The following is a 15077-nucleotide window of genomic DNA, read 5'->3' on the forward strand; positions in this document are numbered from 1 at the left end:
TACTTACACTGTAACAAAAGAAGGAATTGAAATTAGCAATAGTACTTCTCCAAAAGAAATTTCTGGTTTTCAAACATCTGATCAAGCTAAAACAAAATTTGAAGGAGAAATAAATACATTTCTTGATTCAATAAGTGCAGATCAAAATGTTTTAGCTTCAACAAAAGTTGCTGATGTTACAAAAAACATAAATGATTTCTTTAATGAAAATGGATTTAAAATTAAAGATAATTTATTAACTGTAGATGCAAACAATACTGATGGCAAATTAACAATTACTTACACTGTAACAAAAGAAGGAATTGAAATTAGCAATAGTACTTCTCCAAAAGAAATTTCTGGTTTCTTAAAAATTGATAATTTTAAAAATGATTTTATTAAACAAATTAATGAATTAATTTCAAATGATTTTGCTAATTTGTTAAATAATGAAAATGATAAAAGTATTGAAAATATAAACATTAAATTAAAAGAATTTTTTAATGATAAATCAAGTGAAGAAAATTTTTCGATTATCGAATTATCAGCAGAAGAAAAAGAAAATGACATATTAATAACATGAAAATTTTCAAAATATGAGATAGAAATTTTAGGTTCACAAGAAATGCCAAATTTTGATAGTATTGTTCCACCTAATGGTCAACCATCTCAACCAAATATTTTAACATTTAAAATTTAATTGATAAAATAAAAAACAATAATTTCGATAAAGATATAAAGTTAATTAAGAAATACAAATCTTAAAACTTTATATCTTTTTTGATTTAAATTTTAATTTAATGAAAAACTGCAAATTAAACAAATTATTTGCACAAAAATTTAATTATTTATGTATAATTTGAAAGGTTTTAAAACTTACATTTTATACACCAGAAAAAGTTGTTAATTTTTGGAGGACTCATGGCAACAATTTCACAACTTATTCGTAAACCTAGAAAACGAAAAGTAAAAAAATCAAAATCACCAGCTTTATTAGTTAATTTGAATACTTTAGAAAAAAAAGTTACTACAGTTAATTCACCATTAAAAAGAGGAGTTTGTACTCGTGTAGGAACAATGACTCCTAAAAAACCAAATTCAGCTCTACGTAAATATGCCAAAGTTAAATTGACTAATGGTTTTGAAGTATTGGCTTATATCCCTGGTGAAGGACATAATTTACAAGAACACTCAGTTGTTTTATTACGTGGTGGTCGTGTTAAAGATTTACCTGGTGTACGTTACCATATTGTTCGTGGAACTTTAGATACTCAAGGTGTTGAAAAAAGAAGACAACAACGCTCAGCTTATGGTGCAAAACGTCCTAAAGAAACTGCTGCTAAAAAATAGATTAACATAAAGGAATAAAATAATGCGAAAGAATCAAGCTAAAAAACGAACTATTTTACCTGACCCTGTATTTAATTCACCTTTAGTTACTCGTGCAATTAATACAGTTATGTATTCCGGAAAAAAAGGTCAAGCACAAAAAATTATTTATGGAGCTTTTAATATTATTAAAGATAAAACTCAAAAAGATCCTTTAGAAATATTTAACAAGGCCTTAGAAAATGTAATGCCACGTTTAGAACTTAAAGTTCGAAGAATTGCAGGTGCTAACTATCAAGTTCCTACAGAAGTTTCACCAGATCGAAAAATAGCATTAGGTTTACGTTGAATTGTAATGTACTCTCGTTTAAGACATGAAAAAACAATGTTAGAAAAAATAGCTAATGAATTAATTGATGCTTCAAATAATGTTGGCGCTTCTGTTAAAAAACGTGATGATACACATAAAATGGCTGAAGCTAATAAAGCATTTGCACACATGCGTTGATAATAAATTATTTGTAAATTAAGCAAAAAATAACAAGAAGGAATTTTTAAATTAACTATTATGGCAAGAACTGTCCCATTAGATCAATACCGTAATTTTGGTATTATGGCTCATATTGATGCTGGTAAAACAACAACATCTGAAAGAATTTTGTTTCACTCAGGTAAAACACACAAAATTGGTGAAGTGCACGAAGGTGCAGCTACAATGGACTGAATGGAACAAGAAAAAGAAAGAGGTATTACAATTACTTCTGCTGCTACTTCAGTTACATGAAAAAACTGTAATTTGAACTTAATAGACACACCAGGACATGTTGATTTCACTGTTGAAGTAGAACGTTCATTACGTGTTTTAGATGGTGCTGTAGCAGTTTTAGATGCACAAATGGGTGTTGAACCACAAACAGAAACTGTTTGAAGACAAGCATCAAGATACCGTGTACCTCGTATCGTTTTTGTTAATAAAATGGACAAAACAGGTGCTAATTTTGAAAGAGCTGTAACTTCAATTCATTCTCGTCTAGGTGTTAAAGCTGTTCCTATTCAATTGCCAATTGGTGCTGAAAATGAATTCAATGCAATTATTGATTTAGTCGAAATGCGTGCTTTACAATTTGATGGTGGTCCAAATGAAAATTATGAAATCATTGAAATTCCTGAAAATTTAAAAGCAAAAGCACAAGAAATGCGTAATAGCATGATTGAAGAAATTGTTAATTTTGATGATGCTTGTATGGAAAAATATCTTGAAGGCAAAGAATTAACAGTTGAAGAAATAAAAAGATGTATTCGTAAAGGTGTTGTTAGTGCAACATTATTTCCTGTACTTTGTGGAACTGCATACCGAAACAAAGGTGTTAAACCTTTATTAGATGCTGTAGTTGATTACTTACCTTCACCAATTGATGTTCCACCTGCAAAAGGAATTGATGGAAATACAGATAAAGAAATAGATGTACTAAGTTCAGATGATGCGCCATTTGTTGGTTTAGCTTTTAAAGTTGCAACTGATCCATTTGTTGGTCGTTTAACATTTGTTCGTGTTTATTCAGGAGTATTAACTTCTGGTTCGTATGTAATGAATGTTGGAAAAGATAAAAAAGAACGCGTTTCTCGTTTAGTTAAAATGCATGCATCTCAACGAAATGAAATCAATGAAGTTCATGCTGGTGACATTTGTGCTATAGTTGGTTTAAAAGATACAACAACAGGTGATACATTAGCAAAAGAAGGTGTTGATATTCGCTTAGAATCAATGCAATTTGCTGAACCAGTTATTTCATTAGCTGTCGAACCTAAAACAAAAGCTGATCAAGAAAAAATGGGTATAGCTTTAAGTAAATTAGCTGAAGAAGATCCAACATTTAAAACATATACTGATGAAGAAACAGGTCAAGTAATTATTTCTGGTATGGGTGAATTACATCTAGATATTTTAGTTGATCGTATGCGTCGTGAATTTAAAGTAGAAGTTAATGTGGGTGCTCCACAAGTAAGTTATCGTGAAACATTTACAAAAGAAGCTGATGTTGAAGGTAAATATATTAAACAATCTGGTGGTCGTGGACAATATGGACATGTTGTTATTACTTTTCAACCAAACCATGATAAAGGATTTGAATTTGAAGATAAAATTGTTGGTGGAAGAATTCCAAAAGAATATATTAAACCTGTTAAAGCTGGTTTAGAAGACGCATTAAATAACGGGCCTTTGGCTGGTTATCCAATGATTGATATTAAAGCTATTTTGCATGATGGTTCTTATCATGAAGTTGATAGTAATGAAATGGCATTTAAAATTGCTGCATCAATGGCATTAAAAGAAGCTGGTAAAAAATGTAACCCAGTATTATTAGAACCAATTATGAGTATTGAAGTTACTGTTCCTGAACAAAACTTTGGTGATGCCATGGGTGATATTAGTTCACGACGTGGAAGTATAGAAGGTACTGAACAACGTGATAACGTTCAAGTAATTAAAGCTAAAGTTCCTTTGAGAGAAATGTTTGGATATGCAACTGATTTACGTTCATTTACTCAAGGTCGCGGTAATTACATTATGCAATTTAGCCATTATGCTGAAGCACCTAAATCTATAACAAATGAAGTGGTCGATAGTAAATTAAAAGGCAAAAAATAGTTTATTTATGTTTTTAAATAAATTAATTAAAAGTGCTTTTTCAAAAACAATATTATTTTTAGTTTTTTTATTTTCATTTATTTGTTTAATTACGTCTTGTTCTTCTAAATCCAATAATTTAGTAATTGATTATTCAATTGCTCGAAAACGAGAGAATGAAAAAACGTATCAAGATTGAACAAAACGAGATGGTTTGTTAGCTGATGCTATTTCTAAAGCTAATTTTACTGATAACGTTTTAATGTATTCAATTAATTGAAATTCAGTTTTGTATAAGTATGGCGGAATTGCTCACATCATTAAAGTTTTAGAAATTAATCCAAATAAAGAAATTTATGTATTTTCTAAAAAAGATGATCTTGGCGAGATCGGAATTAATAAAGAGTTATTAAAACCAATTTTAGATAATAAGCAAAAATTTCCTAATTTTAATTGAGTTGAAATACCAAATTGAAATAATTATTGAAGTTTTTTTGAATTTCATCGAGATGTTATTGAAGAAAAATTTAACAATATAACAAATAGAAATTTAGTTGTTGATTTTTATCTTGAAGATTTTCAAATTATGAATTTTGCAGAAAGATATATTAATATTATTAATAACTCAGTTAGTGAATTATCTGCAGCAAATGAAAAAATTTTTAATGGCATAAGTTTGCTATTAAAAATGCGATCAGTTAATATGATTGCGGATGGTAATACAGCTTTTTCAAAATTTTCAACTTCTTTTTTCAATTTTTTAAATCAAACAAATAATTATTGAGATCAAAATTATTATGGTTACCCATTAAGTGAATCAATAAGAAATATATTTTCTAAAAACGATAAAGCAAAAATTGAAGAATTACGTAAAAATCGTTATTATGGAGGTTTAATTTTACAAGCCTTATTTACTTTGCAAAAGAATGATAAAAATGGTGTTTATTTTGCAAAATATTTTTTGCCAGGTTGTGAATCTATTTTAGATATGAATGATCCAAATGGTAAAGCTACAGAATTAAGCAATGTAATTAAACAAAATAATTATTTTGATCCTTTTTATTCTGTTGATGCAAATATTATTGATCTTTATGATTCATTCACTCTTGAAAGCAAAAAATTATTTTTAGATATTTTTAAAATTGTTGATCAAGATCAAAGTATTTTAAATAATAAAAAAAGTATTATTTATTCAGGAAGATTAATTTCTTACAATAATAATTTAGATAATTCAATTTTAGAAGATGAAGCTAAAAGAATTTTAAAACTTTATAATTTAAATGGTGGAATAAACAATTCTAATCTTCAATTATTATTTAAAGCTCACCCTCGTGAAGACGAATTAACTATTAGTAAAACTTTAATTGATAAAATCAATGAAATTGACCCAAATATCAATGTTAATTCATGATTAAAATTTTTAAATAAAAATGTACCAATGGAATATTATATTTTTTCTGGTTTTTTAAAATCAATTCCTGAAAAAAATAGAGAAATTATTTATTATGCAGGTTATTCAACAACAATTTATATAATTGTATCTGCTGGCTTAACTAATAGCATCAAAAATGTAATAGTATCTGATAATGATATGAATTACATTAATCGTTTTAATGGTTATCCGTCAAGAGTTTTTCCTGAAAATAAATTAGTTACAAATAATGAATTATTTAATTAATATTTTTTTTGTTTTAAAAATATTTTTTTAACTTTATTGAATTTTTTCTTTTTTTTTTTTTTTATATAAAATATTTATTTGTATTTTTATTTTTTGAAATTCATTTTAAATTTTAGTTTATATTTAATTTTGAAAAAATATGAGAGAAAAAATGTATAAAAGCAAACATTCAAAATTTTTTATTTTTATATCTATTTTAGGAATTTCTTTAACTAGCATAGTTTTAGCAAATGCTTTAAATTCAAATAATATCAGTAGTAATAAAAACGAAATTAATTCTAATAATTCAATAATTAATAAAGATGCTAATTTAATTAAAAATAAAGTTAATCCACAACCATTGTCAAATATTGATGATTTAAAAATCACATCATATGGTGTTGAAACAGGAAAAATTAGTACTGATGAAATTGTTGACAACGATGGCAATTATATTTTAACTGCTTCAAATCAGAGTGGTAATAAAGCCAAAATAGTTAAATTAAATTTTCAAATGCAATATTTGTATGATTGAACTTATAATACCAATGGTTATAAAACACGTCAAATTGTAGCTGATACTGATGATATAGGTTATTTTTATGCATTGTTAGTTAATGAAAATTTGACTATTTCAACAAATAATAATAATAAAGTTTTTGATATCACTAATCCTACATTAGTTGTTCAACTTTATGATACAGGTTCAAGTTTTGAACAACGCAATGTATATAATTTAGGTTTACCTAATTTTAGTATAAATAATAAAAATGGTATTACTAGTCATTTAGCAAACCCATCAAACACAATTACTGATTCTGAAGCAGCAGACAACATATGAGATCATGTTTATGTTCAAGAAGCAATTCAAGAGAACGATGATAATTCGAGATTATCATTTATTAGAAGTACAAAAACTAGTAATTCGACAGCAAAAAATACAAGTTCAGAAACTAATGTATATATAAATGATGATAGCAAATCAGTAATTTATAAATTATTAGGTTCAGAAGGTAAAAAAAATTCAAATAGTGATAATAATATTGATCAATCATATTACATGCTTAAACAATTATATTTAAATAATGCAAATAATATGGTTTATTTAAAAGATAATGCCACAAACACTAAAATGATTTTGTTATTTGGTGGAAATGCATATCAAAGTTTTTGATTTTACGATTTTAAAATTGATGTAAAAGGTAAAAATACTTGATATGTAACTCCATTATTATATTCAAATTATGATTTTGATCCATATGCATCAAAATATCAAGACGAAGTTGAATATTATGGGGTTTCAGAAAGAGTTAATTCTAGTGTTTTAAAAAAATATTTTTATTTGCCATTTATGACAAAAAATAAAATATCAAATTTGGCATGATTTGTTGGTGGTGCAAAAACAATAAATATAGTTGATGAAGAAAATAAAAATAATTCTAGTTCATATGTTTTTTTAGCTTTAATGCAACCAAATGTAACTGATTTTAATTCTTCACTGTTTAATAATAATAATTCAACTATAGTTGATGAAACTATTAAAAAAGGTACCTTTGCAACATCTACTGAAGTAAGTTCATGAAATCGTTTAAATAAAGATACTACAGGCCAAGCTGAACCGGCGGCAAATCGACCTGAACCAAAAAACACTAATCCACAAAAAACAGGAACAAATTATGATAATAAAGAAGTACTTGTTAGTTCTTCATCAATTAATGCTTCGTTTGCTGAATTAGGTCAAGTTTCAGGTAGTAGAGGTAGTTGATCAACAATTTCTACTAATTTTTATTATCCTTTTTCAGCAATTCAATCACAAATGATTTTGCCTATAATGTCAAGTGAAATTGCAGAATTAGTTTGTGTTGAACCTCAAAATTATAAAAGTGATTTTCCACAAGAAAAAATTTATTTAAATACATTTAGCAATTTACCTACTACTGAAAATACAAGTTCTAATTCTTTAAACAAATTTTCGTTATTTAATTGCATTAAAAACAGAAATGATAATTTTCAAATATTTTCTTTCGCAAGAGAAATGATTTCAAATCCTAGAGATTGAACAGAAGATATAAAAGATGTTCAAGCTCCGTCAGATGCTCCTGATCAAATAATTGATGTTGGTTATGATTCTGTTGGTTTATCTAGAATTTTGTTAAACAAAAATCCAAAAACATCTAGTAATTTTTTTAATGATGGTTGAGCGAACACAGCTAGTCAAAAAATTATCGGTTTTTCACCACAATTATCAGATAAAAAAATTAAAACTAATTTTGGAACTTATAATCAAATCAATGCAGTATTAATTTTTCGCGGATTTGTTTATTCGTTTACATATGATTATATTCAACCAGCACTTGGATCTAGAATAGTGCCATATGCTAATCTATCAAATAAAATAAGAAATTCAATTATATTAACTGATAGTAGTAGTCTTAATAAATTTACTAACTTATTGTCTATTTCATATTTTGGAAATAATTGAGTTTTAACTTATCAAGATAAAAATTCAAATAAACATTTATGTTACAAAATTACTTATTTACCAGATTTAGATACTTGAGATTTTTCATTAGATAGTATTTTATCTTCAAGTGGTTCATACAAAATTAATAAATTATTTGTTTTCTTTCAAAATAACTTTATTTTTTTAAGCAATGATAACAATAGTGAAATTCAAATTGTAAATACTAATACTAATTCAATAAATAATTTAAATAGCAATTCTATAAATTCAAATATTTGAGGAGTTATTAAATCTGTTGATAAACAATATTTAACTGACAACAATTTATTTGATAAAAGACCTAGTGAAATAATTAATAATTCAGATTTATTAAAACAATTTATTGATTATTCAGGGGGTTGAAGTGTAGTTGATAAACAAACTAATACACCTACAGAAGAACCTATTATTTTTAATATAAAATCTACTTCATCTAGCATTGAATTTGATGTTGCGTTGAAATTTATAAATGGTAGATATTATTCATCAGCTATATTCAATAGTTCAGAATATCCAAATATCATTTACAGCAATTCATTAAATATTCCTACTTTTTCATATGATGGATTTGCTTCTTTGGCGCCTTGAGTTATACCTACTATTATTTCTGGAATTGTTTTTGTAGTTATTTTATTTTCTGTTATCGGTGTTCTTGTATCATTGTCATTGCATAAAAACAAAAAAATGTTACAAAAAGGATTTGCTTCATCTAACAAAAAAATTGATACATTGACAACAGCTGTTGGTAGCGTTTATAAAAAGATTTTGGTACAAACTAAAAATAATAAATCACCTCAAATGTTAAGAGCAGCTGCTAAACCAGGTGTTAAAAATAATGTTCCACTTAAATCGCCAGTAGCACCAAAACCAATTGCAAATCCAGCTCCTAAAAAATCAATTTAACAAAATTTAGAGAGAAAATTATGAATAAAAAAAATAAAAAAATTAATTATAAATATTTAACAATAGCATTGACAGGTTTAATGATTTTTAGCGCAACAGCAATTTGTTTGTATAATACATTTAATAAAAATCAAAAAACTATTGAAAATAGCATTAATCAAAATTTAAAATTTAATCAATCTATACAATCAGAAAATATAGGTAAAAAAGTAGGTAATATTCGTCATTGACAAAACAATAATTTTAGTGGAATAGAAGTTAAAAATGGTGGTTTTGTAGTTTTAACAGGAACTCAAAGTGCAACTAGAATAGATGCATTTGGTAATATTCTATGAGAATTTGATCCACAAAATTTACCTAGTGAGTATAGTGAATTAGCAAATAAAAAAGTTGTTGAAATAGTTCAAGATGAAGGAATAAATCAAAATATTCTTTATTTGTTGTTAGTTCCAAAAAATACATTAGACAAACAAACAAATATTGATCCAGTAGATCCTTATTCATATAATGAATTAGCTGGTTCAAATACTACACACAAGGAAAAACAAGCAACTGTTGTTCAAATTACTGAAAATATTAATTCATATCAAAATAATAACTGAACTCCATCTTATGTTATTAATTCATATATAAATATTAATCCTAAAAAGATGGTTGACAATTATCCTAGTCAATGAAAATCTAGTTCATCAGATACTCCATCATTTTTTTCAAAAGATGATCATCCATCTTGATATGTTGCATCAAAAGGACAATCAGTAAGTAATACAATCAGCCAAAACACTAATCTTAATTCAACTATGGTATTACCATGAAAACAATACATTACCAATTTAGGTAACATGTTTGCTAGAAATGGTAATGTGTTTATGTTTGGTGGTAATGGTTCTATATACAATGATCCTGAAGCTTTAAGTATCGGAATGTGAAAATTAGATTTTAACAAAAATGATAATACAACAAATAATGATCAAAGCTATATAGGTATTCCTTATGCTTATTTGTTAAAAAATATAGAATATTCACCAGCTAATTTAAACGATAGTACTGCAAAACCTAATTTAAGATGAAATGAATCTTACGCACCAATAGGACAAACAAACAATTTTACTTATGTTCCTAGACTTGCAGTTGGAGGAATTCAAACAAACGCAGCATCTAGTTCAGAAAATAGTTATATATATTTAGCATCCGGAATCACAGTAGGTCAAGTTAAAGAATCACAAAATCGTTTAGGAGCCAAAGATTCAACTAGTACAGTTACTACAATTCAAGAAAAAAGATCATTGCAACTAACAGGCGCAAATGTTGTTAATGATCCAAAAGATGTAACAGCAAATTCAATTGATCCTGCATTGTTGTTTGGAACAGCTTTTGGTATTGAATCTTTAATTAATTTACCACTAAATAATTCTCAAAATAATTTAAATGCTTTTAATAATGTTTTTGCATTTAATAGTTATTTTGATATTGGTACAACAATGAGTGTTTCTTCATCAGTTGGAACATATTATTATTTTGATAAAAAAAATCATACAACATCAACCAGTTTTTCAACAAATGATATTGTTGATCCTTATACAACAATTACAGGTTTTACTACAAATAAAGCTAATACTGTTTATAGTGGTTTTGTCAATGGAAGAACTCCTTTTCCCTGAGATTATTCACCTAGTTTTAAAATAGGAGAAATATTTAATTTTAGTTCAGATAACAATAATAATTTGTCTTATTCATATAATTTAAGTTTATTAATTGGTAATGCAATCAACTATTATTATCCAACATTGTCATTTGGTTATTCACTAAAATCTATTGGTGGTTTAACAAAAGTTAAGATGCCAAGTACTGAAGATCCTACTAAAACAATTTATGGTTATGCAATGCAAGTTGGTAAATCAATTTTATACTTAAATGAACCTAAATCTAGTTTAAAAGATATTGCATATCACGGTCCTTCATCTATGTCAATTGGTAATAGTAATGTAGTTGGTACAGCCAAATATAGTGATATGGATTATCCTTACACTAAAATTGGTAATTCTTCAATTACTTTTGCGCCTTCTGCATATAAAAATGTAACTGATCAATTACTTAGTACAGGTGTTGGAATTTATGCAACAGGTATTAAAGATTTTAATGATACTGTTCCAACTATTGCTTCTAGTTTTAAAATAAGTGAAGATCCATATAATACTAACAATAGTTTTTCATCTAATAAAAAAGATCCAAAACTTATATGAAATAATTTTGTTGGTTTAAATTCAGTAAATCAAAATACTGAATTATCAAGTTTATGACTAAATAGTGATGTATCAAAAAATACAAATAACGAATATTTTATAACAACAAAACTACCTGAAATTAGTGAATATTATGGCGATGCTGTTTGAAAAAATCAAAGATTGTTTTACAATGTTCAAAAAAATAGTAGTGGACATATATCTTTAATTCTTTCGCCTGGTGCTGGTGAAAAAAAAGCTTGATTTGAACTTGAAAATAGCACTACAATTTATGGTGATAACTTTAGTTGATTAACAGGCTTGAGTAATAGTTTAACTGCAAACACATATTATGTTTCAAAAAATAATAATCAGGAAATAAATGAACAATTTGATGTGCTTTTAAAAACTAGAGATGATTTACAAAAAATAAATGATATTTTCTATGGCCAAATTCATAAATCATCATCTGAAAAAGGTGTTTCATATCGTCAATTGATAGATAATTATGGACAATATAATTACAATACAATTTTAGAAATAGATCGTTTAGCATTATTAGGTAGTGGTGAATTTGTAAATAATGTTTCAAATCAAGTTTTAACTAGAAATTTAAATAATTTATTAGAAACTGTTGATTTATCTTTAATTACAGGTAATGAATTAAATTTTGGTACGAAAATAAAGATTGTTAAACAAGAATTTATTAATGAAATTTTTAAAATTTCAAAGCAACCTTATATTAAATCTTCTGAACCTTCAAAAGGTCCAGTTATTATTGTTGCATCAAATACTAATTTTATTTCACAATCAGCTATATTTACTGCTTATTCATGAAACAGTTTAACTAAAAATTATGATGTAATGCCAAGAACAAATAGTTTATCTATTAATGGTATTAATAGTTTATTATTTACTGGATTTAGTGCAATGCCTGATTGAGTATTCCCAATTATTATTGCAGTCCCAATTGTTTTAGTTGCATTGATTATAGGTTTGGGTTGTGGAATCGGAATTCCTATGGCAAAACATAAAAAATCAATTAAACTTGGTTTTGAATTAAGTGATCAAAAAGTTGGGACATTGACTACAGCTATTGGTGGAGTTTTCAAAAAACTTGTTGATAATTCTAAAAATATTAAATCAAGACCACAAATGCTTAAAGCAAGTAGCTCAAAATCTACACCAGCATCTAAACCAGTATCTAAACCAAATGTGCCTTCTAAAACAAATGTTAATCAATCTACACCTAAAACATTATCAAATGCCCAATCATCAGAATCCATATCTAAAAAGTCTATTAATTAAATTTGTTTTTAAAAGTTAATTTCAAATAACAAAATTTTTTATTTTATTTACCTTATCATCTTTTTAAAAATAAGTAAATAAGATAAAAGGTTTTTTTAATAAAAATTGTTTTTTGTTAAATGTTTGTTTTGTTAAAACTTGCCTTTTTTTTTTTTTTTTTTAAAATGTTTAATTGCAATTTTTGTTTTAAAAAATTAATTTGAGATTTGTGCTCAATTTAATTTACAAAAGTATGAGAGAAAAATGAATAAAATTAAACGTTCTAAATTTTTTAGTATTAGTTCTATTTTAGGAATTTCTTTAATTGGAATAATTTTAACCACAACTATAAATTTAAATAGTATTAATGAAAAAAATAATTTAAACAATTCATTAGTTAATCAAAATAGTGTTAATTTAACTAAGAGTACAGTTGAACCTAAACCATTATCTAGTTTTAATGGTCAAATAACATCTTCTAGTATTGATTCTGGAAAAATTAATACAGATGAAGTAACAGATAGTGATGGTAACTATTTTTTAACTGCAAAAGTCAACAATAATGCATCTATTGTTAAATTAAATTATCAAATGCAATATTTGTATCATTGAACTTATAATACGTCATCTAATTATGAAACACGACAAATAGTTGCTGACACTGATGATTTAGGTTTTTATTACGCTTTGTTAGTTCATAATGAAGTGAAAATAAATTCAACCGATCCTGATGCAATAGCTAATAATATTAGATTTACAATTGAGAATCCTGCATTAGTAGTCCAATTGTATGATACAGGTTCAAGTTTTGAACAACGTAATATATATAATTTAGGATTGCCTAATTTTGCTATTAATAATAAATCAACACTTTCATCTAATGTGGCTAATAATATTTCAATTACAGATACTCAAGCAGCAACCAATATTTGAGATCATATCTATGTTGAAGAAGCCATTCAAGAAAATGACGAAAATTCAAGATTATCTTTTATAAGAAATACACGAAATCCTAATTCAACAGCTAACAACCAAGATTCAGATAATATATATCTAAACGATGATAGCAAATCAGTTATTTATAAATTATTAGGTAAAAATGGAAAAAAAGAAAATAATAGTATTGATTCTATAGATCAAGATTTTTACATTTTAAAACAATTGTATTTGAATAATGCAAATAACATGGTTTATTTGAAAGATAATGCATCAAACACTAAAATGATTTTAATTTTTGGTGGTAATGCATATCAAAGTTTTTGATTTTATGATTTCAAAATAAATGTATCAACTAAAAATACTTCATATGCAACTCCTTTATTATACGCAAATTATGATTTTGATCATACTGGAAAACAACATAGTAATGATTTCATGTATGGAAAATTCTTTTCTCAAAATAGACGATCAAATGTTCTTAAAGATGCATTTTATTTACCATTTATGCAAAGAAATAAAATATCAAATTTAGCTTGATTTATTGGTGGTGCTAAAACAATTAATCTTGTAAGTAAAAATAATAATCAATCTCATTCATATGTGTTTTTAGCAATGATGCAACCCAATGTATCTGATTTTGATGCTAGTTTTGTAACTAAAACAAATTTAACAGATCCAATTAAAAAAGGTACATATGGAACACCAGATCATGTTAGCGTTGTTAAAAGTCCAAGCACAACTAGTAGTTCAAGTACTCAAAACACTGTAAATAATCGTAATACTAATTTTCAACAAACATTACAAATTACTGACGATAAATATCAAAATAAAGAAGTTCTTGTAAGTTCATCATCAATTAACGCTTCTTATCAAGAGTTTTCTTCTGATGGTAATTCATCATATTTGAATACATATACTAGTTATAAATATCCATTTTCTGCTATTCAATCATTAACGTTATTACCTGTTATGACAAGTGAAATTGCTGCATTGATAGCTTTTGAACCACAAAGCGATGCATCTACATTTCCAAACGAAAAAGTTTATTTAAATACTTTTTTTGAATCAACAGACCCATATTCAATTAATAAATTTTCATTATTTAATTGTATTAAACAAGGAAATCAATTTTACAAATTTAGATTTAATACAAATTTCTTTTCTTTACCAACTTCTTGATTAAAAGATAAAAAATCTCCAGAATTTACTAACGGCGGTGTTCAAGTGACCTCTCCTGTCAGCCAAGATTCAATTGGATTTTCAAGAATTTTATTAAATAAAAATCCTGAAAATGAAGCAAATTATGTTGCAGATGGTTGAAAAAATGCTGCTAGTCAAAAAATTATTGCTTTTTCTCCACAATTAACAAACAATGTGTTTGAAAGTTCTAATGGAAGATTTAATCAAGTTGTTGCTACATTAGTATTACGTGGATATGTTTATTCTATTGCTTATGATTTTGAATTACTTCAAGGTGTAAGATTAGTTCCAATTGCAAATAAATCATATAATGTCAACACAAATGCTATTGCTAATTCTTCTTCAGGATTAAATAACTTTAGACATCTATTGTCAATTTCGTATTTTGATAATACATGAGCAATTACATACCAAAATACTAAAGTAGAA

Annotated in this window: 8 protein-coding genes; all 8 read left to right on the plus strand. The window is 26.1% G+C overall.

Going from position 1 to position 15077, the window contains the following annotated elements:
- On the plus strand, positions 1-679 hold a 679-nt coding region (locus T397_RS04385; RefSeq protein WP_036449343.1), incomplete at its 5' end, for a hypothetical protein.
- A gap of 221 nt (positions 680-900) precedes the next feature.
- Entirely contained in the window at positions 901-1329 is a 429-nt protein-coding gene (gene rpsL / locus T397_RS0103615; RefSeq protein ID WP_027124269.1) for a 30S ribosomal protein S12, read from the plus strand.
- Between the two features lie 22 nt (positions 1330-1351).
- The gene (gene rpsG / locus T397_RS0103620; protein ID WP_027124270.1) at positions 1352-1819 is read left to right on the plus strand and encodes a 30S ribosomal protein S7; all 468 of its coding nucleotides are present in this window, start codon (positions 1352-1354) and stop codon (positions 1817-1819) included.
- A gap of 57 nt (positions 1820-1876) precedes the next feature.
- Entirely contained in the window at positions 1877-3958 is a 2082-nt protein-coding gene (gene fusA / locus T397_RS0103625) for an elongation factor G (RefSeq protein WP_027124271.1), read from the plus strand.
- 7 nt (positions 3959-3965) lie between these two features.
- A complete protein-coding gene (locus T397_RS0103630) occupies positions 3966-5615 on the plus strand; it encodes a hypothetical protein (protein WP_027124272.1) in 1650 nt (549 codons plus the stop codon).
- A gap of 139 nt (positions 5616-5754) precedes the next feature.
- Positions 5755-9000: a hypothetical protein gene (locus T397_RS0103635; protein WP_027124277.1), complete on the plus strand. Its 3246-nt coding sequence runs from the start codon at positions 5755-5757 to the stop codon at positions 8998-9000.
- Positions 9001-9020: 20 nt separating this feature from the next.
- On the plus strand, positions 9021-12530 hold the full coding sequence (locus T397_RS0103640) for a hypothetical protein (RefSeq protein WP_027124274.1): 3510 nt from the start codon (positions 9021-9023) through the stop codon (positions 12528-12530).
- Between the two features lie 243 nt (positions 12531-12773).
- On the plus strand, positions 12774-15077 hold a 2304-nt coding region (locus T397_RS04120), incomplete at its 3' end, for a hypothetical protein (RefSeq protein ID WP_036449345.1).

Origin of the sequence: Mycoplasmoides pirum ATCC 25960, assembly GCF_000685905.1 — a bacterium.
Classification (GTDB): domain Bacteria; phylum Bacillota_I; class Bacilli_A; order Mycoplasmatales; family Mycoplasmoidaceae; genus Mycoplasmoides; species Mycoplasmoides pirum.